The 26,282-nt window shown below is 39.8% G+C and carries 22 protein-coding genes; 7 read left to right on the top strand and 15 right to left on the bottom strand.

Annotated features, from left to right (window positions below; genetic code table 11):
• Positions 1-127: 127 nt before the first annotated feature.
• Positions 128-613, bottom strand: coding sequence for a leucine-responsive transcriptional regulator Lrp (gene lrp, locus ACYVIL_RS07335; protein ID WP_303472204.1), 486 nt, complete (start codon positions 611-613; stop codon positions 128-130).
• 129 nt (positions 614-742) lie between these two features.
• Between lrp and ald the strand changes: the two genes are divergently transcribed.
• Positions 743-1,873, top strand: coding sequence for an alanine dehydrogenase (ald, locus tag ACYVIL_RS07330; RefSeq protein WP_303472206.1), 1,131 nt, complete (start codon positions 743-745; stop codon positions 1,871-1,873).
• Positions 1,874-1,956: 83 nt separating this feature from the next.
• On the opposite strand, the gene pyrF is transcribed toward ald, so the two are convergent.
• The 9 genes from pyrF to gyrA all read right to left on the bottom strand — a co-directional run bounded on the left by pyrF (position 1,957) and on the right by gyrA (position 12,397).
• Positions 1,957-2,652: an orotidine-5'-phosphate decarboxylase gene (gene pyrF, locus ACYVIL_RS07325; protein WP_303472207.1), complete on the bottom strand. Its 696-nt coding sequence runs from the start codon at positions 2,650-2,652 to the stop codon at positions 1,957-1,959.
• Between the two features lie 7 nt (positions 2,653-2,659).
• On the bottom strand, positions 2,660-3,829 hold the full coding sequence (lapB, locus tag ACYVIL_RS07320; protein WP_460312049.1) for a lipopolysaccharide assembly protein LapB: 1,170 nt from the start codon (positions 3,827-3,829) through the stop codon (positions 2,660-2,662).
• 5 nt (positions 3,830-3,834) lie between these two features.
• Positions 3,835-4,095, bottom strand: a complete 261-nt coding sequence (locus tag ACYVIL_RS07315) for a LapA family protein (protein ID WP_303472211.1) — start codon at positions 4,093-4,095, stop codon at positions 3,835-3,837.
• 134 nt (positions 4,096-4,229) lie between these two features.
• Entirely contained in the window at positions 4,230-4,520 is a 291-nt protein-coding gene (gene ihfB / locus ACYVIL_RS07310) for an integration host factor subunit beta (protein ID WP_303472213.1), read from the bottom strand.
• Between the two features lie 82 nt (positions 4,521-4,602).
• A complete protein-coding gene (gene rpsA / locus ACYVIL_RS07305; protein ID WP_303472214.1) occupies positions 4,603-6,279 on the bottom strand; it encodes a 30S ribosomal protein S1 in 1,677 nt (558 codons plus the stop codon).
• A gap of 103 nt (positions 6,280-6,382) precedes the next feature.
• Positions 6,383-7,072: a (d)CMP kinase gene (cmk, locus tag ACYVIL_RS07300; protein WP_460312048.1), complete on the bottom strand. Its 690-nt coding sequence runs from the start codon at positions 7,070-7,072 to the stop codon at positions 6,383-6,385.
• A 186-nt stretch (positions 7,073-7,258) separates the two neighbouring features.
• A complete protein-coding gene (gene aroA / locus ACYVIL_RS07295; protein WP_460312047.1) occupies positions 7,259-8,539 on the bottom strand; it encodes a 3-phosphoshikimate 1-carboxyvinyltransferase in 1,281 nt (426 codons plus the stop codon).
• 3 nt (positions 8,540-8,542) lie between these two features.
• Positions 8,543-9,628 (bottom strand): 3-phosphoserine/phosphohydroxythreonine transaminase, encoded by a 1,086-nt coding sequence (serC, locus tag ACYVIL_RS07290; RefSeq protein ID WP_460312046.1) that lies wholly within the window; start codon positions 9,626-9,628, stop codon positions 8,543-8,545.
• Positions 9,629-9,706: 78 nt separating this feature from the next.
• A complete protein-coding gene (gene gyrA / locus ACYVIL_RS07285; RefSeq protein ID WP_303472220.1) occupies positions 9,707-12,397 on the bottom strand; it encodes a DNA topoisomerase (ATP-hydrolyzing) subunit A in 2,691 nt (896 codons plus the stop codon).
• Between the two features lie 261 nt (positions 12,398-12,658).
• On the opposite strand from gyrA, the gene ubiG reads away from it, so the two are divergent.
• The 5 genes from ubiG to yfaE all read left to right on the top strand — a co-directional run bounded on the left by ubiG (position 12,659) and on the right by yfaE (position 18,354).
• On the top strand, positions 12,659-13,372 hold the full coding sequence (gene ubiG, locus ACYVIL_RS07280) for a bifunctional 2-polyprenyl-6-hydroxyphenol methylase/3-demethylubiquinol 3-O-methyltransferase UbiG (protein ID WP_460312045.1): 714 nt from the start codon (positions 12,659-12,661) through the stop codon (positions 13,370-13,372).
• An 8-nt stretch (positions 13,373-13,380) separates the two neighbouring features.
• Positions 13,381-14,061: an HAD-IA family hydrolase gene (locus tag ACYVIL_RS07275; RefSeq protein WP_460312044.1), complete on the top strand. Its 681-nt coding sequence runs from the start codon at positions 13,381-13,383 to the stop codon at positions 14,059-14,061.
• A gap of 502 nt (positions 14,062-14,563) precedes the next feature.
• Positions 14,564-16,885 carry a class 1a ribonucleoside-diphosphate reductase subunit alpha gene (gene nrdA / locus ACYVIL_RS07270; RefSeq protein WP_303472226.1) on the top strand — a complete coding sequence of 774 codons (2,322 nt, stop codon included), beginning with the start codon at positions 14,564-14,566 and terminating at the stop codon, positions 16,883-16,885.
• Between the two features lie 69 nt (positions 16,886-16,954).
• Positions 16,955-18,085, top strand: a complete 1,131-nt coding sequence (nrdB, locus tag ACYVIL_RS07265) for a class Ia ribonucleoside-diphosphate reductase subunit beta (protein WP_303472228.1) — start codon at positions 16,955-16,957, stop codon at positions 18,083-18,085.
• Positions 18,085-18,354, top strand: a complete 270-nt coding sequence (gene yfaE, locus ACYVIL_RS07260) for a class I ribonucleotide reductase maintenance protein YfaE (RefSeq protein WP_303472230.1) — start codon at positions 18,085-18,087, stop codon at positions 18,352-18,354. Before nrdB ends, yfaE begins: the two co-directional genes overlap by 1 nt.
• Before the next feature lie 7 nt (positions 18,355-18,361).
• On the opposite strand, the gene ACYVIL_RS07255 is transcribed toward yfaE, so the two are convergent.
• The 5 genes from ACYVIL_RS07255 to ACYVIL_RS07235 all read right to left on the bottom strand — a co-directional run bounded on the left by ACYVIL_RS07255 (position 18,362) and on the right by ACYVIL_RS07235 (position 23,138).
• Positions 18,362-18,895, bottom strand: a complete 534-nt coding sequence (locus ACYVIL_RS07255; RefSeq protein ID WP_460312043.1) for a hypothetical protein — start codon at positions 18,893-18,895, stop codon at positions 18,362-18,364.
• A gap of 10 nt (positions 18,896-18,905) precedes the next feature.
• A complete protein-coding gene (locus ACYVIL_RS07250; protein WP_303472233.1) occupies positions 18,906-19,850 on the bottom strand; it encodes an AEC family transporter in 945 nt (314 codons plus the stop codon).
• A 66-nt stretch (positions 19,851-19,916) separates the two neighbouring features.
• Entirely contained in the window at positions 19,917-20,078 is a 162-nt protein-coding gene (locus ACYVIL_RS07245) for a hypothetical protein (RefSeq protein ID WP_460312042.1), read from the bottom strand.
• Between the two features lie 603 nt (positions 20,079-20,681).
• Entirely contained in the window at positions 20,682-21,584 is a 903-nt protein-coding gene (locus ACYVIL_RS07240) for an NAD(P)-dependent oxidoreductase (protein ID WP_303472324.1), read from the bottom strand.
• A 537-nt stretch (positions 21,585-22,121) separates the two neighbouring features.
• Complete coding sequence (locus ACYVIL_RS07235) at positions 22,122-23,138, bottom strand: alpha/beta fold hydrolase (RefSeq protein ID WP_460312041.1); 1,017 nt, start codon at positions 23,136-23,138, stop codon at positions 22,122-22,124.
• Between the two features lie 235 nt (positions 23,139-23,373).
• Between ACYVIL_RS07235 and ACYVIL_RS07230 the strand changes: the two genes are divergently transcribed.
• Complete coding sequence (locus ACYVIL_RS07230) at positions 23,374-26,172, top strand: CheR family methyltransferase (RefSeq protein ID WP_460312040.1); 2,799 nt, start codon at positions 23,374-23,376, stop codon at positions 26,170-26,172.
• Positions 26,173-26,282: the final 110 nt, after the last annotated feature.

Raw genomic sequence — 26,282 nt, 5'->3', positions numbered from 1 at the left:
ATTATTCGTTGTATTCCGGTCAGACGCGCCATAAAACTTTAATTCAATTCTAGGTATTATTTTTATACCCATACCTTACCAGTGACAGTCTCAAAATCCTAGCTAATGCATTACCAATCGGCGTGATTTACTTCAGATTGATTTTAATTTGAGCAGTATGCTTCACTTCTTCCATTACTACGTAAGTGCGAGACTCACTTACCCCTGGCAATCGCAGTAAAGTATCACCAAGTAACTTACGATAACTCGACATGTCTGCCACCCTAGCTTTAAGCAGAAAATCAAAATTGCCAGAAACCAAATGACATTCTTGAATATCATCATGTTTTTTCACTGCCGCAGAAAATTCTTCAAAAATATCTACACTGGTTTTTGTTAACGTTATCTCTACAAACACTAACATCGCAGCACCTAATTTTTGCGGATCCACTTGCGCATAGTATCCTGTGATATATCCTTGTTGTTCTAGGCGTTTTACGCGCTCTAAGCATGGGCTAGCACTAAGACCAACAGATTTAGCCAGATCAACATTCGAGAGTTTGCCATTTTTCTGCAATGCAATCAGAATGTTACGATCAATTCTATCGAGGTGTTTTGGGGTCTTAACTAACATTATATTAATCCGTGAAATAAGCTTTTCACCATATAATACACTGCAAATTGATTAATTACAGGACAAAACTTCTTTTAATGTCGCATATACTGCGCACTAATTCTTACAATAAAAAAGGTTGGGTTAAAAATGCTAATTGGAGTTCCTAAAGAAATTAAAAATCATGAGTACCGTGTTGGTCTAACACCTGCTGCGACTAAAGAATTTGTCACACATGGGCACGAAGTACTGATAGAAAACAATGCCGGTGCTTCAATAGGATTTGATAATGAGCAGTACGTTGCGGCTGGCGGTGTGATTATTGATACCGCAGAAGAAATCTTTGCACGAGCTGAGATGATTGTGAAGGTTAAAGAGCCACAACCAAACGAATGTAAGATGCTTCGTGAAGGACAAACCCTGTATACTTACCTGCACCTTGCCCCAGATCCTGTGCAAACAGAGTTATTAGTTGCTTCTGGCGCAACCTGTATCGCGTATGAAACAGTGACAGATAATAGAAACGGATTGCCTTTGTTAGCGCCCATGAGTGAAGTAGCTGGACGAATGGCTGTGCAAGCCGGTGCCCATTATCTTGAAAAAGCACAAGGTGGCAGCGGTACACTACTTGGTGGCGTACCCGGTGTAGCGCCTGGCAAAGTCTTAGTTATTGGTGGCGGTGTAGTTGGTACCAATGCTGCGAAAATGGCCATTGGTCTGGGTGCAGATGTTACTATTCTAGATCGGTCATTACCCCGTCTACGTGAATTAGATGATATCTTTGCCAACCAAGTAAAAACCGTTTATTCAACCATTGATGCTATCGATTACTATTCGTCAAAAGCAGATTTAGTGGTTGGAGCCGTTTTAATTCCTGGTGCAGCAGCTCCGAAGCTTTTAAGCAAAGAACACATCACCAATATGAAAGAAGGTTCTGTCGTGGTTGACGTAGCAATTGATCAAGGTGGTTGTTTTGCCACGTCAAAAGCCACCACTCACCAAGATCCTGTTTATGTCGTTGATGGCGTTGTACATTATTGCGTTGCAAACATGCCAGGCGGTGTCGCTAGAACTTCGACTATGGCATTAAACAATGCAACCTTGCCCTTCGGTTTAGCCTTGGCAAATAAAGGGCCTAAGCAAGCGATGTTAGACGATGTTCACTTGTTAAATGGTTTAAACGTGCACAAAGGTAAAGTCACCTACAAAGCAGTTGTTGATGCATTAGGTGAAGAATTAAACCTAGAATATATGGATGCAAGTGCGGCATTAGAGATGTAATGCATTGCTAAAACATGTATAGGTTCTAAAGATTCAAAAAGCTGCATTTTTAATGCAGCTTTTTTGTTTCCATATACATTCAATTAAGCGATGGATAAGTTTATATCAAGCAGCGCCCTAAGTGGATCTATTGCTTGGGTAATTGGCCGACCAATTACCATGTAATTTACACCAGCTAAAATAGCCTCTGGAGGTGTCATAACTCGTTGCTGATCAGCTTTGTCGGTTCCCATCGGTCGAATACCCGGGGTAACTAACAGAAAGTCGTTATCTAATGAATTTCTCAAAATCGGCGCTTCTTGTGCAGAGCACACAACCCCATCTAATCCACACTCTTTGGTTAACTTTGCAAGACGTAAAACTTGTTGTTCTGGAGAATCTTGTATACCAATAGCACTAAGTTGGGTTTGCTCCATACTTGTCAGCACAGTTACCGCAATGAGTTTAGGTTGGTCATCACCAAGGGAAGCTAATTGAGTTTTGGCATTCTCCATCATTTTCGGACCACCAGAAGCGTGTACATTCAACATCCATACTCCCAAATCCGCTGCCGCTAAACAGGCTTTACCCACTGTATTGGGAATATCATGAAATTTAAGATCCAAAAATACATCAAACCCTCTTTTCACCAACTCCTTAACAAATTCAGGTCCAAAATAAGTAAACATTTCTTTGCCAACTTTAAGTTTACATAAATCACTATCAAGTTGACTCACTAAATTTAACGCTTTGGCTCGATTATCAAAATCTAAAGCAACGATGACTCTTGTATCACTCATAAATCGACTATTCTCCGTCTAATCCTTTTATTGGTTTGACCACGCCCCATTTTTTACATGATGGACACAACCAATGTATTTGACGTCCCGAAAATCCGCAACTCAAACAACGATACTTTGGCCGCATGTTAATCTGTTCTTCTACTAATCCCTTAACCATGGTTAGGCTTTCGTGGGTTTTGTCATCTACTTCGTCTTCAATGAAAAAGCCCATTAAGGTTTTGAAGCCTTTCATGGTAGGTGTTTTTTTCAACTGATCGAACAATACCGTTTCGGCTGTTTCAGTATTTTCCTTTTTAGCTAACAATTTGACTTTTGCAAGATAGGATGTCGCACACTGCTGCCAATATAAATCTAAAACCGCTTCTAACTGATCGTCATCATTTAGTTTAGCTGCACACTCTTCTAATTTAGGCACAGCCTCACTAAACCAACTGATATCACGAACAGGAATTTCTTTCAAATAATCAAAACCTTTTTGGTAATCCGCTTGTTGTATCGCCAGATCACCCAAAATTAACCAAGGTCGTACTCCATGCTCGTAGGCTGATATCGCTTTTTGAAGAGAATTTTCGGCTTCAGCATATTGTTCTGCTTTAATCATTTTTAAAGCTTGCTCACAATAAAAATGCGAAATACGAACGCACAACTCGTCAGTGTCACCATGGCAATCCATCATGCGCTCGCCTAGCTCTATGGCTCTATCCCATTCTTTAGTGGTTTGATAGATACTAAATAATTGTTGCTGAGCGTCTAAAAAATGTTTGTCACTGTCTAAAAGTTCTAAAAACGCATTTTCTGCACGCTCTAAAAAACCGGCCATCATGTAATCTTTGCCCAGTTCGCGAAGAGCTTGCCTATTTTGAGATTCGGAAAGTTCTTGTTTACTGACCAAATTTTGATGGACACGAATAGCTCGATCGAGCTCACCTCGATGTCTAAAGAAATTGCCCATGGCGATATGGGTTTCGACGGTATCACTGTCTAGGCTCATCATTTTCATTAAGGTATCAACGGCTTTATCCGGTTGATCAGATAATAAAAAATTTAACCCCTTAAAATAATGACGGGAAAGAATGCTGGACTGTTTTCGTTGTGCTTGTCGAACGCTATTGCGCCCCATAACATAACCATAACCGGCAGCAACAGGTAAGAGTAAAAAAAGTAATTCAAGCATCCAGATTAACTACTTGCAATGTCGGTTGTACGATTACGTTTTTGTAACCTGTTGATACGCCATTTTAATTTAAGCCAGATCAGGGTGAAAACCAACGAACTGAAAATAACGCCAGCAGCGAAAAAAGCCATTAATAAAATTGAAAGGCGCATTTCCATAGAGCTCATTAGATAATCAAACATGACTGCTTGATCATTTTTAGCACCTAAGAGTGATGCTACTAGCATGATAATAATGAAAATGATAACGATCAGGAATATTTTCAATCTTAAACCTCAAATTGTTAGGGGAAGACGCTATTTAAGTCTAGCAAGGGTTATAGTACAAAACTATTCACCTATTTGTCACCCAAACAAAAACGGCACTCTAAAAAGAGTGCCGTTTTTTTAAATAAATAAGCTTAATGTGCCAGACCTTCGTTAACGCGTTCACGTAATTCTTTACCAGGCTTGAAATGAGGAACATATTTTCCCTCAAGTTCAACAGTTTGACCAGTTTTAGGATTACGCCCTATGCGAGGAGCACGAAAATGCAACGAAAAACTACCAAAGCCTCGAATTTCTATGCGTTCACCCTTTTGCAGAGTTTGCGCCATTTGCTCTAGCATTTCTTTAATTGCAGACTCAACATCCTTAGCAGGAACGTGACGAGCTTTATCGGCAAGTCTTTCAATAAGTTCAGATTTAGTCATTGGAAATCTCCGTTACTCAAAAAATACTATACCGATGAGACTGACAAACAGGCACTTTAGTTCAAGTGCCTGAGTATGAGCTTTATTCTTCGCCTTTAGCAGCTTTGAATGCTTCTGCCATCGCGTTAGCAAATCCAGCATCATCTGGCTGTTGATTTACTTTCTCGATAGCTTCTTTTTCGTCTGCTTGGTCTTTCGCTTTAACTGACAAGTTAACAACGCGGTTTTTACGATCTACGCCCATAAATTTGGCTTCAAGATCATCACCAACGTTAACAACTTCAGAAGCATCTTCTAAACGTTCTACAGTCAAATCACCAACACGAACGTAGCCATCTACTTCTTCTGCCAAGTTAACCGTAACACCTTTAGCGTCTACAGCGGTAACCTTACCAGTAACGATAGCACCTTTCTTGTTATCTGTCAGATACTTATTGAACGGATCTTCTTCAATTTGTTTAACACCTAGTGAAATACGCTCACGCTCTGGGTCAACTTGTAGTACCACAGCTGAGATTTCATCACCTTTCTTGTATTCACGAACAGCGTCTTCGCCAGTCTTGTTCCAAGAAATGTCAGACAAGTGAACTAGACCATCGATGCCACCGTCAAGACCGATGAAGATACCGAAGTCAGTGATAGATTTGATCTTACCGCTAACTTTGTCATTCTTCTCGTGAGACTTCGCAAATTCTTCCCAAGGGTTAGCTTTACATTGCTTAAGACCAAGAGAAATACGACGACGCTCTTCATCAATTTCAAGAACCATTACTTCAACAACATCACCTAGGTTAACAACCTTAGATGGGTGGATGTTCTTGTTAGTCCAATCCATTTCAGAAACGTGAACCAATCCTTCAACACCGTCTTCGATTTCAACGAAACAACCGTAGTCAGTAAGGTTAGTAACCGCACCAGATAGTTTAGAGCCTTCAGGGTAACGGTTTGCAATTTCTTGCCAAGGATCGCTGCCCATTTGCTTCATACCAAGAGAAACGCGTGATTTCTCTTTGTCGAACTTCAATACTTTAACGTTAATTTCGTCACCAACGTTAACGATTTCACTTGGATGCTTAACGCGTTTCCAAGCCATATCTGTAATGTGAAGTAGACCGTCTACACCGCCTAGGTCAACGAATGCACCGTAGTCAGTAAGGTTCTTAACGATACCTTTAACTTCATGGCCTTCTTCAAGGTTAGCAAGTATTTGATCGCGCTCTGCACTGCTTTCAGCTTCGATAACAGCACGACGAGAAACAACAACGTTGTTACGTTTAGCGTCTAACTTGATAACTTTAAATTCTAATTCTTTACCTTCAAGGTGAGTTGTGTCGCGTACTGGGCGAACATCAACCAATGAACCAGGCAAGAATGCACGCACTGTATTCACTTCAACAGTAAAGCCACCTTTGACTTTGCCATTAATTACACCAATGATGGTTTCTTTTTCTTCGTAAGCTTTTTCCAGTTCAACCCAAGCTTCATGACGCTTAGCTTTTTCTCTGGAAAGGATAGTCTCACCAAAACCGTCTTCAACCGCGTCTAGAGCAACATCTACTTGGTCGCCAATAGCAACTTCAAGCACGCCTTCAGCGTTTTTGAACTGCTCAACGGGAATTGCGCTTTCAGATTTAAGACCTGCATCAACAAGAACTATGTCTTTATCAATTGATACGATAGTACCTTTAACGATGGCACCAGGACGTGTTTCAAGTTCTTTTAAACTTTCTTCAAATAGATCAGCAAAATTTTCAGTCATAGATTACTTTAATAGTTACTTTTAAGTGTATCCACGAAAAATCCGATTAACGTGGGGTTGTTATTCAAAACCAGCTTCATCCTTTATCTGGCGGGTAGAGCAATCAAAGAGCACATTGGACACTAAGTTTTGAACCAACGAATTCTTTAACCTTTTCAAGGACTTGCTCTACATTCATATGGGTAGAATCAAGTACTAATGCGTCATCAGCAGGTACTAAAGGAGCAACACTTCGGTTAGCGTCTCTATCGTCTCTGGCTTTGATATCGGTCAAAAGGCGCGCAATATTAACATCATGGCCTTTATCTTTCAACTGGTTATAGCGTCTCTGCGCCCGTTCTTCAGCACTGGCGGTAAGGAAAATCTTGGCTTCTGCATTAGGAAATACCACGGTTCCCATATCACGACCATCAGCAACTAAACCGGGTTCTTCGCGAAAAGCGCGTTGGCGTCTTAATAACGCTTCACGAATTCTCGGCAAAGAGGCCACCTGAGAAGCGATACTGCCTACTTCTTCTGTACGAATTTCATAGGTTACATCTTCGCCTTCAAGGATAATTTTACTACCTTTATCAGAAGTAGTGAAATTAACATCTAAACTACTGGCTAAAGGCAACAATGCGTCTTCATCATCGGCTTCTATTTGATGATGAATTGCCGCAATGGCTAATACTCGATAAATCGCACCGCTATCCAGAAAGTTCCAACCCAATGATTTTGCCAATAATGCACTCAATGTTCCCTTTCCTGCACCGCTAGGGCCATCGATGGTGATGACAGGTGTTACTTGCATGTGCTCTCCTGAGCTATATTAAAAAATCGGGCGGAATTATACTCGTTAACAAAACTTAAGCAATGCAAGCTATCTATTTAGCGTATAAAGCATTGATATAAAGCACAATTTTAACGAAACAATTAGGACTTATAATAAAAAAGAGATGACCTAAGTCATCTCTGATGTAGTTTTAGTGTATTGATTTTAGTCACTGATGCTAGCAAATCGCTCAAAGTAATCAGGAAACGTTTTTGCGGTGCAAGCTGGATCATTGATCACCACAGCAGTGTCACTTAATGCTACCAATGAAAAACACATGGCAACCCGGTGATCATTGTAAGTATCTATTTCCGCTTCTTGTAATTGTGTTGGAGGGGTAACTTCAATAAAATCATGTCCCTCATTAACCGTAGCGCCTAATTTACGTAATTCAGTGGCCATAGCCGCGAGACGATCAGTCTCTTTTACACGCCAGTTATAAATATTCGTCATTTTGGTGGTACCAGTGGCGAACAAAGCAGCAGTGGCAATGGTCATTGCAGCATCTGGAATATGATTCATATCCATATCAATGGCTTTCAACGGTGCACCTGTCACTTCGATAAAGTCATCACCCCAAGTCACTTTTGCGCCCATTGCCGATAATACATCCGCAAACTTGATATCACCCTGAATACTTTTCGCGCCTACCCCTGTAACTTTTACCGTACCGCCCTTAATCGCACCTGCAGCTAAAAAGTAAGACGCAGATGACGCATCCCCTTCAACTAAAAATGTGCCCGGGGATTGATAGGTTTGATTACCGGTTATTTTAAAACTTTGGTAGTCGTTATTTTCAACTTTAACACCAAATTTGGCCATAGTGTCTAGTGTAATGTCAATATAAGGTTTTGAAACCAAGTCTCCGATAATTTCAATTTCGCTATCTTCAGAAAATAACGGTGCCGCCATAAGTACTGCAGTTAAAAACTGACTAGAAACACTACCGTCCACTTGAATTTTACCACCTGATAAAGCTTTACCTTTGATGTTAAGTGGCGGATAACCATCATTTTTTAAGTAGCGTACTTCAGCGCCAGCTTGAGATAAGGCATCAACCAAAGCACCTATAGGACGCTCTTCCATACGCGGTTCGCCAGTGAGAATATATTCACCATTTGAGGCTGCTAATGCAGCGCACAGGGGGCGCATCGCTGTTCCGGCATTCCCTAAGAACATTTCGATCTTGCCGTCACTATTAAATACCCCATTGTTACCTTGCACAATACATTGGGTTTTGTCTTCGCTCAGTTGATAAGAAACCCCCAACAGACTCAATGCATCAAGCATGTGACGAATATCATCACTATCAAGTAAATTTGTCAGCGTGGTTTCGCCTTTTGCCAAAGCGGCTAATAGAAGTGCTCGATTAGATAAACTCTTTGAACCTGGTACATTTACCGTACCTTGTACTTTTGAAATAGGTTCAAGTCTTAGTTGTTGCATGTTTTATCCATTCCTTCTAGCAAAATCGTTCATAAAGTCGGTTAACGCTTTAACCCCTTCAATGGGCATAGCGTTATAAATACTGGCGCGCATGCCGCCAACTATTCTGTGACCCTTCAGTGCCTTCAAACCCGCAGCTTCCGACTCTTCTAGAAATAAAGCATCTAATTTCGTGTCTGCTAAATGAAAAGGAACATTCATCCGCGAACGATTTTGAATTGCAACGCGATTTGAGTAAAAATCGTTGTTATCAATGGCGTGATATAACAAATCAGATTTTTCTTTATTGCGCTTTTCGATCTCGGCAACACCACCTAAGTCAAGCAACCATTCAAACACTAAACCGGCTAAATACCAGGCAAATGTTGGCGGTGTGTTGTACATGGAATCGTGTTTCGCGATCAAACTATAATTTAGGATCGAAGGAGTCTCGATTCGTGCTTTGTCCAGCATCCTATTATGCACAATGACTACTGACAAACCCGACGGACCAATGTTCTTTTGTGCCCCACCGTAAATCACTGCGTAATCATTGATATCAATTTGTTTCGACAGAATATTTGAAGACATATCCGCTACTATAGGCACGCCTTGTGTATCGGGCACTTCATTTATTTCAATACCTTCCACAGTTTCATTAGGGCAATAATGGAAATATGCGGCTTTGTCGTTGAGTTTCCAAGAGCTTTGAGACTGAACTTGAGTAAGGCCATCGACTTCTTCGATGCCGCCGACAACATCTGCAGTTAAATAGTTGTTCCCTTCGTTCACAGCTCCTTTTGACCAAGAGCCCGTTACTAAGTGATCAGCATGATCTCCAACAGCTGATAGATTTAACGGCACAGCTGAAAATTGCCCTCTTCCACCGCCGTGGGTAAACAGTACTTGATAATCATCGGGAACGGCTAATAGCTTTCGCAAATTATGAGTAGCACGCTCAGCAACCTCAATATACGCTTTGCTACGATGGCTCATTTCCATCACCGAGCACCCTTGACCTTGCCAATTGATAAACTCTTGTTGTGCTTTCAACATAACATCAGTCGGTAACATCGCCGGACCTGCACTGAAATTATAAGTAACTGCCATAATTTGATTTTCTCCCGAAAAAAAACGAGCGGAATAAGCCACTCGTTTTAAGTATGATTAAAAACTAGCGTTTATGATTTATTCAGTAGGATCAGAGTCTACTTCGTCAGCGCTATCGTCCGCCACTTCAGCTTGTTCCGCTGCAACGACGTCTTCACCTTCTAGTAGTTCTAAATCTTCTGCTTCAATCTCTTCAATTTTTTGTAAACCCACAACATGCTCGTCTGCACCTGTGCGGATAAGTCTAACACCTTGGGTATTTCGACCTACTGTGGAGACTTCATCTACTCGTGTTCTAACCAATGTACCTTGGTCACTGATCAACATAATCTCTTGACCTTCGAACACTTGTACTGCACCCACTACTGCACCATTACGTTCAGAGACCTTGATTGAAACAACACCTTGTGTTGCTCGGCTCTTCGCTGGATAGTCAGCAATTGGAGTACGTTTACCGAAACCATTCTCTGTAGCGGTTAATACAGCACCATCACCTTTAGGAACAATAAGTGACACCACTTTTTGACCGTCTTGTAAACGAATACCGCGAACACCAGTAGCGGTTCTACCCATAGGGCGTAATGCTAAAAGCTCTTCACCGGTTTCAGGATCAAGCTTCACTGCGCCGGTTTCAGAATCTCGTTGTTTTTCGTTAAAGCGAACCACTTTACCGGCATCCGAGAACAACATAATGTCGCTTTCACCGTCGGTAATATCAACACCAATTAATTCATCACCTTCGTTTAAGTTCACCGCAATAATACCGTTTGAACGAGGACGTGAGTATTGTGAAAGTGCGGTCTTTTTAACCGTCCCGTTAGCTGTGGCCATCAATACATATTTACCTTCTTCAAATTCTTGAATAGGTAATATAGCGGTAATACGTTCGCCTTCCTCTAAAGGAAGAATGTTCACGATAGGACGTCCACGGGCGTTACGACTAGCAAAAGGTAATTGATACACTTTCAACCAGTATAAACGGCCACGAGTTGAGAAACACAATATGTGATCGTGGGTATTGGCAACCAATAACTTTTCAATGAAGTCTTCATTCTTCATCTTAGTCGCAGATTTACCTTTACCACCGCGACGCTGGGCTTCGTAGTCAGAAAGTTTCTGATATTTCACGTAGCCTTCACGAGACAATGTCACTACAACATCTTCTCGCTCAATAAGATCTTCCATGTCGATGTCATGAGTTGCTGCTGTGATTTCTGTACGTCTTTCGTCACCGTATTCATCACGTATTTGTTCAAGCTCTTCTCTAATCACTTCCATCAAACGTTCAGAGCTAGATAGTATCAGCAATAATTCAGCAATAACGTCGAGTAGCTCTTTGTATTCAGCTAAGATTTTATCGTGTTCTAAACCAGTCAGTTTGTGTAAGCGCAGGTCTAGAATCGCTTGGGCTTGCTGTTCGGTTAAGAAATATTCGCCTTCTGATATACCGTACTGTGGTTCTAGCCAATCAGGACGAGCCGCATCATCACCCGCACGTGCTAGCATTTCAGCAACATCACCTAACGCCCAGCCGCGAGCCACAAGAGAAGCCTTAGCATCACTTGGACTTTCTGATGCTTTAATTAACTCGATAATTTCATCGATGTTAACTAGTGCAATCGCTAAACCTTCAAGGATATGGGCTCGGTCGCGTGCTTTCTTCAGTTCATAAACTGTACGGCGAGTAACCACTTCTCTGCGATGCAGTACAAAGGCTTCTAAAATATCTTTGAGGTTAAATACCCGAGGTTGGTTGTTGTCGAGGGCAACCATGTTGATACCAAACACGGTTTGTAATTGTGTTTGGGCATACAAGTGATTAAGTAGCACTTCTGCTGACTCGTTGCGTTTCACTTCAACAACAATACGCATTCCATCTTTATCAGACTCATCGCGAAGTGCTGAAACACCTTCAATTTTCTTCTCTTTAACCAGTTCAGCAATTTTTTCAATCAATCTTGCTTTGTTAACCTGGTAAGGGATCTCGTGCACAATAATGGTTTCTTTACCACTATCTTCAGTTTCAATTTCAGCCCGGGCACGCATGTAAATTTTACCGCGGCCAGTGCGGTAGGCATCGTCAATTCCTTTACGACCACTAATTAATGCAGCGGTGGGAAAATCAGGTCCCGGAATATGTTGCATGATCTCTTCGATAGTCATATCTGGATTATCGATCAGTGCAATACAACCGTTTACCACTTCAGTTAGGTTATGAGGTGGAATATTGGTTGCCATGCCAACGGCAATCCCTGAGGAACCATTCACTAATAAATTAGGAACACGTGTGGGAAGTACATCAGGAATATGTTCCGTACCGTCATAGTTAGGTACAAAATCAACGGTTTCTTTTTCTAGATCCGCAAGAAGTTCATGGGCTATTTTAGCCATACGAACTTCGGTATAACGCATTGCAGCTGCTGAGTCTCCATCAACTGAACCAAAGTTACCTTGGCCGTCAACGAGCATATATCGCAAAGAAAATGGCTGCGCCATACGAACAATGGTGTCGTAAACCGCAGTATCGCCGTGGGGGTGATACTTACCAATTACGTCACCGACTACACGAGCAGATTTCTTGTATGGTTTATTATAATCGTTTTTTAACTCATTCATGGCGAACAATACGCGGCGGTGAACAGGTTTTAACCCATCACGCACATCCGGTAGTGCACGTCCAACAATGACACTCATTGCATAATCGAGGTAAGAGTTTTTAAGTTCTTCCTCTATATTAATGGGGAGAATTTCGTTGGCATTGTCTGTCATATACAGCCTTGTCCCTAAATTATTATCTGAATCTACTGATGAAACTGGTCAAGTCAGTTTAAAAAGTTCGACTTCACTTTTAGTTATAGTGGGTTCTAAATCGACTGTGGATTCTACCACCGAGAAAACAAAATAAATAGCCGTCATTCGCTTATATAGTGTGCAATCAGACAATTTTTTAGCATATCTTCGGGTATAAAGGTCTGGTTATCTAAATTAATGCCAGCTTATAATAGCAATAAGATAAAAAAGGAGTGCACAATGACCGAGCAAAACGTAGATGCTGCAGAAATAGATAAATTTTCAGCGTTAGCGTCTAGGTGGTGGGATTTGCAAGGAGAATTTAAACCCTTGCACGAAATCAATCCTCTTCGAGGAGACTATATTCAACAACGTACCAATGGTGTTTTTGATAAAAACATAATTGATGTTGGATGTGGTGGCGGTATCTTATCTGAATATTTAGCCAAACAAGGGGCCCTGGTCACTGGCATTGATATGGCTTCTGAATCCTTAGAAGTGGCTCGTCTTCATGGTCTAGAATCCGGCGTAAAGGTGACCTATCAACAAATAACCGCAGAGCAAATGGCTGCCCAACATAGCAATAAGTTTGACATTGTAACTTGCCTCGAGATGCTTGAGCATGTGCCAGATCCTGCTTCCATAGTGCGAGCTTGCGCGGCACTAGTTAAACCCGGTGGCCACGTATTTTTCTCTACTTTAAATCGAAATCTAAAATCCTATTTAATGGCCATTGTTGGCGCTGAAAAAATTCTAAACCTAGTGCCCAAAGGCACTCATGATTACGAAAAATTTATACAGCCTTCTGAGCTATTAGCCTGGGTTGATAAAACGGATCTTATCACCCAGCATATGACTGGCCTGCATATGAATCCTTTTTCGAAACAATTTTACCTTTCTGAACAAAATGTCGATGTCAATTACATTGTCCATTGTCAAAAACCTGAAGGATAAACAAGGCCATGGCAAAGGGTTTTTTAAATGATCAATACGCTGCTATTTTATTTGATTTAGACGGGACTTTATTAGATACAGCAGCGGATTTAGGCAATGCCTTGAATCACGTGTTGCGTCATTATGACCGGCCAACTTGTAGTTACGATGCATATCGATGTGTCGCCTCAGATGGCGCCCTAGGTTTATTAAAGTTAGGGTTTGGTGATGACTATGCAAACCTTTCTGAAACGGAATTACAAACATGTCGACAAATGTTACTCGACCATTATGAACAAAATGTTTGTGTCGATACCACTTGTTTTGATGGCGTGATGGAGACCCTGGAATGGTTCAATCAAAATGCTATCCCTTGGGGAATAGTCACCAACAAACCAGGCTTTTTAACGACCCAACTGCTGACCCACTTCCCGATAATGCAAACTAGCGCAGTGGTAATCAGTGGGGATACCTATATCAAACGTAAACCCCATCCTATGCCGTTATTAGAGGCTGCGCGAATTTTGTCCATCGCACCTGACAAAGTCCTCTATGTTGGCGATGCCAAAAGAGATATCGAAGCCGCTCAAAACGCTAATATGGGAAGCGTTACCGCCCTCTATGGTTACATCAAAGATCCACTCGAGGTGAGAGACTGGAAAGCGGATTACGTTGTCAGTCAGTTCTCTGAGTTGCTTGATATTGGCTAGTTAATAGATTCATCGTATTTATGCACTTCTGTTTTATCATAAATAAAGATGAGTGCTCATAAAAATACCAGATATAGTGATTGTTAAGATTTTTAACACTATATATCGTGATATTCTAAAAACAGACCTGATCCTTTAAAAATAATTTAACTTTAAAATTTAATCGAAAATATGCTTGCAATCGGCTTAACTGCGTCGTGAATACCCCTTCTAAGTTAGTCGATACTAACCTACCATTTGGTTAAGTTTTTTTGGCGATAAAACCACCAGATATTGGGTTGCAAACGAGGGCAAACACCTCTATCTTGTGCTAGTCACATTTTTTCTAACTACTCAAAAAATAACCGGAAGTAAACGCTGAGAAACGCGACCTTTTTACGTCCTTAAGTGTGCACAAAGTTTAAAACGATACTTTTAAAAATTAATTTAAAAATACAATGTACTCGATAATTTTAGTTATCAGGGTATGTAACGCTAATTATTTAAACGGCAAATTAAATACATGAATAACTCTCTATATGTCACGAAACGCGATGGTGAACGTGAAGTCTTAAATTTGGACAAAATTCACAAAGTCATAACTTGGGCGGCCAAAGGCTTAAAAAATGTTTCTGTTTCTCAAGTTGAAATTAAAGCTCATATTCAGTTTTACGACGGTATCAAAACCGAAGATATTCATGAGACCTTAATTAAATCTGCGGCTGATTTAATTTCCACGGAAACACCCGATTATCAATACCTTGCTGCTCGTTTAGCCGTATTCCATTTACGTAAAAAAGCGTACGGTCAATTTGAACCTCCCGCGTTAGTTACCCATGTTAAAAGCATGGTTGCAAAGGGCAAGTATGATCAGCACATATTAGAAGACTATTCAGAGCAAGAGCTCAATGAGCTAGACGAATACATGGATCATTGGCGAGACATGAACTTCAGTTATGCTGCAGTGAAGCAACTGGAGGGTAAATATCTAGTACAAAATCGAGTGACCGGTGAAATCTACGAAAGTGCTCAGTTTTTGTATATTCTAGTCGCGGCATGTTTGTTTGCTAACTATCCAAAAGAGACACGTTTAGACTATGTAAAACGTTTTTATGACGCTGCGTCTTTATTTAAAATCTCCTTACCAACGCCGATTATGTCTGGGGTCAGAACCCCTACCCGTCAATTTAGCTCTTGTGTCTTAATTGAAGCAGGTGACAGCTTAGATTCGATTAACGCCACTGCAAGTGCCATCGTTAAATACGTGAGTCAACGAGCAGGTATTGGTGTGAATGCAGGCCGAATTCGTGCCCTAGGTAGTGAAATTCGCGGCGGTGAGGCCTATCATACGGGTTGTATTCCATTTTATAAATACTTCCAAACTGCGGTGAAAAGTTGTTCACAGGGTGGTGTCAGAGGCGGTGCAGCAACCTTATTCTACCCAGCATGGCATTTAGAAGTTGAATCCTTACTAGTACTTAAAAATAACCGTGGTGTGGAAGAAAACCGAGTTCGTCACCTCGATTATGGTGTGCAGTTTAATAAACTCATGTACACCCGAATGATCAAAGATCAATACATTACCTTGTTTAGTCCTTCTGATGTGCCAGGACTATATGATGCTTTCTTTGCCGATCAAGATGAGTTTGAAGCTTTGTATGTGAAATACGAACAAGATGATTCAATTCGTAAAAAGAAAATCAAAGCGGTTGAGCTATTCAGTTTGTTTATGCAAGAACGTGCAAGTACAGGTCGTATTTATCTACAAAACGTAGACCACTGTAATACTCACAGTCCTTTCGACCCTAAAGTTGCGCCTGTTAGACAAAGTAATCTATGTTTAGAAATAGCCCTTCCCACTAAACCATTGCAGCACATTAACGATGAAAATGGCGAAATTGCTCTGTGTACCTTATCGGCATTTAACTTAGGGGCAATTGAAAGCCTTGATGAATTCGAAGAGATGGCAGACTTAGCAGTACGCGCACTAGATAGCCTGTTAGATTACCAAGACTATCCTGTTCCTGCTGCATACCGCGCTTCCATCGATAGAAGAACCTTAGGTATAGGCGTGATTAATTTCGCTTATTATTTAGCGAAAAATGGTAAGAAGTACTCCGACGGCAGTGGTAATGCCCTCATTCACAGAACTTTTGAGGCCATGCAATACTACCTACTCAAGGCGTCAAATAATTTGGCGAAAGAAAAGGGAGCTTGTCCTAAATTTAACGAAACAACCTATTCACAAGGTATCTTACCCATTGATACTTATAAAAAGGATCTCGATAAAATATGCGATGAGCCTCTTCACTACGATTGGGAAACCTTGCGTAAAGAAATTGTGGAACACGGATTACGCAACAGTACGCTGTCTGCATTGATGCCGTCAGAAACCTCGTCGCAGATATCCAATGCAACGAACGGTATTGAGCCACCTCGAGGTCATATTAGTATTAAGTCTTCAAAAGATGGCGTATTGAAACAAGTCGTACCTGAGTACGAAAGGTTGAAAGAGCAATATGAATTGCTGTGGGACATCAACTCCAATGATGGTTACTTACAGTTATGTGCCATTATGCAAAAATTTATCGATCAAACAATTTCTGCCAATACCAGCTACGATCCGGGTAAATATGAAGGTGGAAAAGTGCCCATGAAATTGTTGTTAAAAGACCTATTAACCACATACAAATTGGGCATTAAAACCTTGTATTACCACAACACGCGAGATGGTGCTTCAGACACCTCTCAACTTGAATTGAAGAAGGAAGTTGCGACGCCATTGGCCCAAGAAGTTGTCATTGAAGAAGATGACGATTGTGCCGGTGGTGCATGTAAAATATAGGCAAAAAACAAGTTTGGTGGCGTAAAAATACGCCACCTGGTGTTAAACCTCACAGAGTACTGACGGTAAATGAAATACACTACTTTTAATCAAAAACCTACAAATCCTTTATTGGAACCCATGTTTTTCGGCAATCCAGTGAATGTTGCTCGCTACGACCAGCAAAAACACAGTATTTTTGAAAAGTTAATTGAAAAACAAATCAGTTTTTTCTGGCGTCCAGAAGAGGTAGATGTCAGTAAGGACCGCGTTGACTTTCAGTCTTTAAGTGACTCTGAAAAGCATATTTTTATTTCTAATTTAAAATATCAAACTTTGCTAGATTCAGTGCAAGGAAGAAGCCCAAATATTGCATTTCTACCGATTATTTCATTACCTGAGTTAGAAACATGGACAGAAACATGGTCATTTTTCGAAACCATACACTCTCGCTCTTACACCCATATTTTACGCAACCTATTTACCGATCCGAGTGCGATCTTTGATGATATTGTGGTTAACGAACAAATCAAACAACGTGCTGGCGATATTTCTAAATACTACGACGATTTGATTTTTTATACCCAGCTGTGGCAAACCCAAGGCGAAGGCGTTCACACAGTTGAAGGTGTCGCTTACACCATCACCATGCGTGAGTTAAAGAAGAAGTTGTATTTATGCATGAACTCGGTTAATGCCTTGGAAGCCATTCGTTTCTACGTTTCCTTCGCCTGTACTTTCGCATTTGCAGAGCGTGAATTAATGGAAGGTAACTCAAAGATAATCCGTCTTATTGCTCGCGATGAAAACCTCCACCTCACCTCGACTCAACACATTATCAACCTTTGGCAAAAAGGCAAAGATGATCCAGAAATGGCTGAGATCGCAGAAGAGTGTAAAGACCAAGCAAAAGAAATATTTATGCAAGCGGTCGAACAAGAAAAACAATGGGCTGGATATTTATTTGCACAGGGCTCAATGATTGGATTGAACGAAGAGATACTCTGTCAATATGTGGAATACATAGCGAACCATCGCATGTCCGCCATTGGCATGGGCCAACCTTTTGATATCACCAGTAATCCTTTGCCTTGGATGAATAATTACCTCAATTCTGACAATGTACAAGTTGCACCACAAGAATCTGAAATAAGCTCTTACTTAGTGGGTCAAATTGACGCCGAAGTAAACGCCGGTGACTTTGACGATTTCGATCTTTAATGTCCGAAAAGAAATCAACGGTGATCATTGTTGATGGTGATCACCCTCCTATCCTTACCGACCATTCAGACACTATTTTAGAAAGCTTGGAAAAGCAAAATATCGAGGTTCACTATCATTGTCGTGAAGGGTTTTGTGGAGCTTGCAGAAGTAAACTAATCAGTGGCGAAGTCGACTACAAAACCGACCCCCTCGCCTATATTGATGATGACGAATTCCTCCCCTGTTGCTGTATAGCCCTCGGTGATATCAAAATAAAATTGGTCTAGTCACAATTTACTGACCGAAATCACATGTCCCGTCAAACCCTAACTGATCTTTTTTCAACAGGTTTAATTTACCTTCTTCAAATTGATAGTAGTAGGTATAAGCCCAGTCTGGCACGCTTTCAGCAAACCCATCTAATTTTGGATTCATAATTAACAGATCACTGTCGGCTTGGTAACAAAGCCCCAGTCCCGAAGTGAGGGTATCCATGATTTTACCGGTTTCCACCTGAACAACCACATTAAATTGGCATCCAGTGCCACATCCTGTGCTTAAAATATAAAAGTGGCCAGCAAAATTAGCTTGTTGGCCAACAACTGACGCCTTCATCCATTGCCACTTTTGCTCCACAAAAACACCATCAGGATGACTGTTAAAATCAACTTTTTTTAATGGGCTATCTGCAACTTCAGGAACCTTGAATTGCTCGAAAGTAAGCGCCTCTTGTCCATACACAGAAAAGCTTAAGCACACACTTAGGTACACAACACAGTGTATTAAAAACCAAGATTTAATCTGACTATCACTTTTATTGTTGTCCATGCTTTTATACCTAAATCAAAGCAAATACTTTTAATAAAAATATCCCCAGTGTTGTGGTCACTAAAGATAATGTACTGGTAACTGCAATAATAGCTGCAGCCAGAAAATGATTACCCTGCATCGCTTGCACCATCGGATAACTGGCGGCCGCGGTGGGAGCTGCACACATGAGGTATAAAATACCTAACTCTTCCCCTCTGAATCCTAGAATAAAACCACCCGTGGTGAATACGAGGGGAACAAAAATCAATTTCATTGCGGACGACCAGTAAAGCACACTGGAAGAATGAAACTCTTTAATCCGAATAGAGGCTCCGGCACACAATAGCGCTAAAGGTAAGGTCATACCGGCAAAATATTCCCCTGTATGTAACGCAATCTCAGGGATTGGTATATTTAACAGTGACACCAATACACCCGCAACAATAGAGATGATCAATGGGTTTTTAATGATACTCAACAACATTCCGCCAACACGATTCGTGCCTCTTGGTGGTAAATGCCGTGTTAATGTAATCACAGATAAAATATTAAACACTATGGTTAATACTGCTAAGTAAATAGACGCGATACCTAAGGCTTTTTCTCCATAGGCACTCACCACAAAAGCAAGGCTAATAATGCCCATATTACTTCTAAAAGCACCTTGAACAAATACCCCTTTGTCAGCCTTTTGTGCTATCAATTTGGTAGCAAAAACGTCCAACAATAGAAATATTAGCAAGGTTGCAATAAACCCATAAATCACTAAGGCCGTTGGCAAACCTTGGGTAAAATCAGTAGTCGATAACTTTGTAAATAATAAGCACGGCAAGGTAACCTTAAACACCAATGCAGAGCCCATATTAGCAAAATCATCATTCAACCAACCAATTCGTTTAAACAAAAATCCAAGACCAATAATGAAGAATATAGGAGTGGTAATTTGTAATGCAAAATTTAAATCTGAGAGCAAATTAGCTCCTTAAGTTGATCCTATAAACAAACGTTTTTGGATAATTAACGACTCTGTGCTTGTATATTACTCAACACGAGATTGAATAACTCGCCCTTGTGTATTGATATCGATAATACATTGATAGAAACCAAAGTTGAGTTTGCTGTCCATTACGATCAACCTACCTGTCCCTGTTTCCTTAACGCTAAATTGTGAAAAATGCAGCGTATTGAGTTGTTTTAGCACACTTGATTGAGTGACACCCTGACTAAAATTGCCACATAGAAATACCACCTCTTTGCGTGCTTCATTCCAGAAAAAGGCAAAAACAACAACACAAATGAGTAGCAATATTGAAAGAGAAATTTTCCATATAACGACAGAACTAACCGATTTAGCAGAAATAGTGAATACTCCTTATCAGTTATGTAACATTCACCCTAATATCCCCTAACCTCTCAAGTAACCCCAAAACGACCCGCAGTAACGAATAGCAATTAGTGATACAAAGGGTTATTAGTTGCTAGAGATTAAAGGTGAGAATCTGAGTTTAACTCATTGAAACTAGGCTCAGTTTACGGTTAAGACGAGATAACTGCAATATATCAAATTAGCATTTTTCGCGTGTTCTTAGGTGTAATGCTTTTTTATTCGCTATTTAATTACGCCCACAAAAAAATCCGATAATAGTCTTTGTAAAACATGGCATGCTTAAAAATAGCTTCCATCTAACACAATTACTATTGTCGGATTCAAAGGTTGTGAACACGTTGGACAAGTTCACAACCCAAAATTTTACTTTGATAGCGAATTGCCTGCTCCGTAGAGTTGCAATTATATTAGGCTATCTTACTTTGCTAACTTAAGAAAGTAATCAAAGATTTCTGGTACGTTACCGCTACCCATGCCTTCATCGAAAGCAGCTTGAAGGTTATGAGAAGTTCCTTCCGCTATTTCAGCACGAGTACCAAGGTCTTCAACCATTTTAAGGAAGTAACCCAAGTCTTTATTTGCATTGGCAATAGAAAAGCCTAAATCACTTACACCATCAACTGCATAGTTTTTACAAAATTGCATGAAAGGTGAATTCGAAGGTCCTGTAGACATAATGTCGAACAACTGTTGGCGGTCAACACCTGCACGGTCAGCCACAGCGAATGCTTGTGACATAGTACATACAGTAGTCATACCCATAAAGTTATTAATTAATTTAGTAGTATGGCCGGCACCTAGTGCGCCAAGGTAAAAGATATTTTCGCCTTGCTGATCCAATACTGGCTTAACTTTATCGAAAGTCGCTTTATCTCCAGAAGCCATAATATTAAGAAGACCGTCTTTAGCGTGAGCTGGAGTACGACCTAATGGTGCATCGATCATGCCCGCGCCTTTCTTAGCAAGGTCAGCACCAATCTTACGAGTTGATGCTGGAATCGATGTTCCAAAATCAATTAATACAGCGCCTTCTTTGATACCTGCAAGGATACCTTCATCGCCGTAAACAACTTTTTCAACAATTTCAGAGGTAGTTAAAGCAAGCATAATGATATCACTAGCTGCAGCTAGTTCTGCTGCAGACGATGCGGCTTTACCACCACGAGCAACAACTGCATCAACAGCATCTTTGTTCAAATCCATTACGATTGGCTCGTAGCCTTTGTTCTGCAAATTTTCTACCATATTGCCGCCCATCAGACCGAGGCCGATGAAACCGATTACTGGTTTTGTCATTTCTAACTCCTGGAGTTTTGATATGTAAAGTTGAGTATAAAGAATATACACCTGTTAAATGTTAAGCAATTGACGAACGGCTCACAAAATTGCCATTCTTTAATGACGTAATCGGTTATTAAAAATGGATCTAATCATATAGATAGCTGTAAATCTAACAGTTACGAAACGCTAAATTCGTAAAATCTAGGTTAGCCTGCTGCAGCAATATCTCGACTAATGAAAGTCAATTTTGATAGTCCGACGTCAACACCAATCAGCAAAGTTAAAAAATAACAAATGCAATGTCATTACCAAATTATCATACCATTGTAGGTTAACTAAAACCATATGTCATTACCAAAGTAAAAATAATGCTAACCAATTGGTAATAATAATCACTTGTTAACAGAGTTTTAAATTTTCTAATATAAATATAGGTTAATTTGAAACGGCAAGACCTACTTTTTATTAAACTACATACAATCGATTAAGCCCTGAATAATAACCTTTACCATTAAGTTGAAGTCTTAATGAAATCTTAAACTACATAAGCCCCGAGCTCCCCCTTCCCATTGCACATTACAATGCTAAGGCTTTCTGGAAGGCTGCTATAAAAGCGGAGTAATCTTCATAATGTGGCATATGGCCAAGCCCCTCTAATTCAAACAAAACCGAATCTTTAATCAACTTGTGGGCATTTTTTCCTAAAGCTGCATAGTCACCTAAGGTTCGAGTGACTCCGGGTTTTAACCATCCTCTTCCAGGACCGGTTTTATCCCGGGTTCCAATAATTAAAATGGTTTTATTGTCTATTTGTGGAAACTTAGCGACAATATTTTCAGAAAAGATTGGACCGTAAGTCAGGGCATTGTTCCAGGCAACACTCGCCCAGTCATCTCCAGCTAACATGCCTTTTAAAGGAAGCAGTAATTTTTCATATTGCTGTGACCATTTACCATCGTAATAATTGTTTTTTTGATAACGTATGGCACCAGCCAAGGTGGATTTAAGCTGTGTTTCGTAGAAAAAATTAGTATCTTTAAATTCAACATATTCGCTGTAGTTTTCTAGTCCTATTGGATTTACCAAAATGAGTTTATCCACTGAATCACTATAATTGGTAACAAACGTCACCGCCAACATGCCTCCCATTGAGTGACCCACAACATCAAATTTATCAATTGTTAAATGATCCATTAGTTTCTTGGTGTTTAAGGCTAATTGAGCAAAACTAAATTGATAGGCATCAGGTTTAGATGATTTACCAAACCCAATCTGATCTGGAATGATCACTCTGTAGTTTTGTTTTACAAGATCCTTCGCCACTCTTTCCCAATAATAACCCGCAAAATTTTTGCCGTGTAACAGTACGATTGTCTTGTCTGCTGATTTTTTACCTACATCCATATAGCGCATTTTCAAAGGTTGATTTTGCGAGTTCAATTCAAAGGTATTCACTGCAAATGGATATTCAAACCCATCTAGCTCTTTATTATATTTAATTTCACCATCAGCACCTTCGGCAATATCGGCGTAGCTAGGCAAACTTAATACTAGACAAGTAACGAATATTATTTTCCAAAAGTTCTCTTTCATTTAATGTGTATCCTATTTGCTATCATTTGAGGGGGTTTTCCATTAAAAAATCGCAGGAGAAAACGGTTTTATTAATCTTTAATAACCAAATTTATGTATCAAACTTATCGGACTGTCGTAGTCTAAAGACTAATTGCGTGCTTGAGTGAAAACCGATATTTTGTTTGTTAAAGGAAATAAAATCTAAAACTTTCACATCACGCACGCAAAAATAATAAAAACGAGGCAAAAATACATGAAGTTTAAAGGAACTATTCTCTATGTAGAGAACAACGATGATACCCGTGCGCAATATGCAGTCTTTCTGCGTGAAATATTTACAACAGTCATTGAGGCTACGAATGGTCGACAAGCCTTATCTAAATTTCATACCCACAGACCTAATATAATCTTAACAGAAATTCAAATGCCTCAAATGAACGGGCCTGAGCTCATTCAAGAAGTCCGTATTACGGATAAAAAGATACCGATTATCGTTTTTAGTGCTCATATTGAAGAAGATTTTATTTTAGACGTGCTGAAAGATCAAATTAATGGTTTTATAAGTAAACCCACTGATAACAAAAAATTAAAGCACATTATCGATCAGGTTTTATCCGCAGCCAAACAACAAGAATCAATTGGAAAAGCAAAAATATTAGGCGACAAATTAAGCTTGTCTAACGACAATGAAGAGGAAATTAGTCATACCACTGATGGACTCATGGTAGTTGGCATAGGATCAAGTGCAGGTGGATTAGAAGCACTAACAACACTAATTAAAGGGCTTCCAAATAACAATAATACCGCATATATCATTGCCCAACACCTAAGTCCTAAACACAATACAATGCTTGTAGAGTTACTTTCTAGAGAAAGTAACCTAATGATTAAAGAAGCTAAACATAACGAAGTACTTGAAAGTGATACGCTGTACATAACGCCACCGAGTAAAAACGTAGAGATAAATAATGACAACCAGATTATTTTATCTGCACCAGAGAAACATTCCTTTCTCCCCAAGCCTTCGGTCAATCAACTCTTTATTTCAATCGCAAAATACAAAAAAGAAAAATCAGTCGGTATCATTTTATCGGGAACAGGATCCGATGGTTGTCAAGGTATGCGAGCCATTAATGCCGAGGGAGGCATTACTATTGTGCAAGAACCGAGTACGGCTAAATATGATGGTATGCCCATGGCTTCGATTAACGGTTCAGTGGTAGATATCTTAATCGAAGCAGAGAAAATTGGTGAAGAGTTGGTAGCACTAGCTAATTTCCCTAGAAATAAAGTATTAAAAAAGCATCAAATCACACCTGCCAATGATCATCACACGATCATATTTGGTTTGCTTCACAAATATAAAAAAGTGGATTTCTCAGTATATAAAAAAGCCACGATTAGTCGGCGTATTGAACGTCGAATGGTTGCCTTAAAAGTTACCACCCTGAGTGAGTATGTCAGCCTGCTTCAAAAAGATGAGCACGAAGTTGAATTACTCTACAAAGACATTTTGATTGGCGTCACAAGCTTTTTCCGTGACCGCGATGCCTACGATTCCCTTGAAACTCTTCTAGATAAGTATCTCGATGAGATCCCCGATGAAAAAGAGCTTAGAATATGGATGCCAGGCTCTTCTACAGGCGAAGAGGCTTATTCAGTCGCGATAATTTTGAACGAGTTATTAAACGACCGTCAACATCAACTGGACATAAAAATCTTTGCCACAGACATTGACGAAGATGCCTTGAAAATTGCTCGTCAAGGTATTTATAGCCAAGCTTCAATGACAGAGGTTTCAGATTCTCACGTTAAAGATTACTTCAGTATCACTAACAATGAATTCGAAGTGAAGAAAAGTTTAAGACAGAACATTGTTTTCTCTTACCATAACTTACTTTCTGACCCACCATTTAAAGATTTAGATCTGATTGTTTGCCGAAATCTTCTGATTTATTTTAATCTTGATGCACAGAAATGGATAATGCCTGCATTCCATTATGCCCTCAAACCAAACGCCTTACTGTTTCTAGGAAAATCAGAAAATGCGACTTACTTTGAGCATTTGTTTGCGCCTGTTGATAAATCTAACAAAATATTTAAAACCGTTGTTAACAGTAAGAAAAATCTTCAATCAATCACTGTAAGTCCGCCAAAATTTGTTAAGTATCAACATCAGGAACAGTCTAAAGTCCCCGCTGACACCCCCATTCAAGAGACGATTATCACAGAAGCAGCAAAGTTATTAATGCCGAATGTCATCGTTACTAACGAGCAACTGAATGTATTTTATAAAAAAGGGAACCTCGATTTTGTTGAGGTACCAGAGGGGTATGTCTCTTTTGATATATATAAAATTATCGACTCACGCCTTGCCATTGATTTACGTAAATTAGTAAGTGATGCGAAAAGAAACTCAGCAATGAATTCCAGCGGTTATATACCATTGCCTCTGAAAAATGGTAAAGCGCGACTTATTAAAATTTACATTGTGCCGGTAATGAATGGCCGTAACCAAATGTATATTTTTTATTTTCAAAGCATTTCAGAAGCTGACTTACCTTCTATTACTAGCAATGTTAACGATGCTGATATCTCTTCCTCGCAAGAGTTAGAATTTGAATTACAACGCATTAAAGAGCATATGCAAACCCTTGTTGAGGAACTTGAAACATCGAATGAAGAGTTACAATCAACAAACGAAGAGTTACAAAGTTCAAATGAAGAGTTGCAAGCAACGAATGAGGAAATGGAAACCAGTAATGAAGAACTTCAATCTACCAATGAAGAGCTTCAAACTGCTTATGCTGAACTTAAGGAAATGTTCAATGAAAATACAGCAATTAAAGAAAAGTTGGTTTCCCTTAACCGACGTTATGAATCAGTTTTAGAAAACATTCATGACGGCGTTATCATAACAAATATGCAAGGCATGATTTTAAAAACGAACCGTGCTATGCAAAAATTTACAGGTTTGAGTAGAGAGCAACTTTTAGCTAAATATACCCCATTAACGACAGCGGAACCTTTTTATATAGGCAAAAAGAACTAATTGAGAAAGGCACATTTGGGCCTTATATTATTGAACTAAACTCAAGCAGAAATGGAAACACAATACTCGAGATTGAAGATTATCTCAGTCAGGATGATTTAGGTAATACT

The sequence above is a fragment of the Aliiglaciecola aliphaticivorans genome (assembly GCF_054782055.1).
This window is presented reverse-complemented; position numbering and strand designations above follow the sequence as displayed.

Excerpts from the sequence above, each read along its gene's own strand:
- lrp (WP_303472204.1), bottom strand. The coding sequence starts at position 613 with ATGTTAGTTAAGACCCCAAAACACCTCGATAGAATTGATCGTAACATT.
- ald (WP_303472206.1), top strand. The coding sequence starts at position 743 with ATGCTAATTGGAGTTCCTAAAGAAATTAAAAATCATGAGTACCGTGTT.
- pyrF (WP_303472207.1), bottom strand. The coding sequence starts at position 2,652 with ATGAGTGATACAAGAGTCATCGTTGCTTTAGATTTTGATAATCGAGCC.
- lapB (WP_460312049.1), bottom strand. The coding sequence starts at position 3,829 with ATGCTTGAATTACTTTTTTTACTCTTACCTGTTGCTGCCGGTTATGGT.
- ihfB (WP_303472213.1), bottom strand. The coding sequence starts at position 4,520 with ATGACTAAATCTGAACTTATTGAAAGACTTGCCGATAAAGCTCGTCAC.
- rpsA (WP_303472214.1), bottom strand. The coding sequence starts at position 6,279 with ATGACTGAAAATTTTGCTGATCTATTTGAAGAAAGTTTAAAAGAACTT.
- cmk (WP_460312048.1), bottom strand. The coding sequence starts at position 7,072 with ATGCAAGTAACACCTGTCATCACCATCGATGGCCCTAGCGGTGCAGGA.
- aroA (WP_460312047.1), bottom strand. The coding sequence starts at position 8,539 with ATGCAACAACTAAGACTTGAACCTATTTCAAAAGTACAAGGTACGGTA.
- serC (WP_460312046.1), bottom strand. The coding sequence starts at position 9,628 with ATGGCAGTTACTTATAATTTCAGTGCAGGTCCGGCGATGTTACCGACT.
- gyrA (WP_303472220.1), bottom strand. The coding sequence starts at position 12,397 with ATGACAGACAATGCCAACGAAATTCTCCCCATTAATATAGAGGAAGAA.
- ubiG (WP_460312045.1), top strand. The coding sequence starts at position 12,659 with ATGACCGAGCAAAACGTAGATGCTGCAGAAATAGATAAATTTTCAGCG.
- ACYVIL_RS07275 (WP_460312044.1), top strand. The coding sequence starts at position 13,381 with ATGGCAAAGGGTTTTTTAAATGATCAATACGCTGCTATTTTATTTGAT.
- nrdA (WP_303472226.1), top strand. The coding sequence starts at position 14,564 with ATGAATAACTCTCTATATGTCACGAAACGCGATGGTGAACGTGAAGTC.
- nrdB (WP_303472228.1), top strand. The coding sequence starts at position 16,955 with ATGAAATACACTACTTTTAATCAAAAACCTACAAATCCTTTATTGGAA.
- yfaE (WP_303472230.1), top strand. The coding sequence starts at position 18,085 with ATGTCCGAAAAGAAATCAACGGTGATCATTGTTGATGGTGATCACCCT.
- ACYVIL_RS07255 (WP_460312043.1), bottom strand. The coding sequence starts at position 18,895 with ATGGACAACAATAAAAGTGATAGTCAGATTAAATCTTGGTTTTTAATA.
- ACYVIL_RS07235 (WP_460312041.1), bottom strand. The coding sequence starts at position 23,138 with ATGAAAGAGAACTTTTGGAAAATAATATTCGTTACTTGTCTAGTATTA.
- ACYVIL_RS07230 (WP_460312040.1), top strand. The coding sequence starts at position 23,374 with ATGAAGTTTAAAGGAACTATTCTCTATGTAGAGAACAACGATGATACC.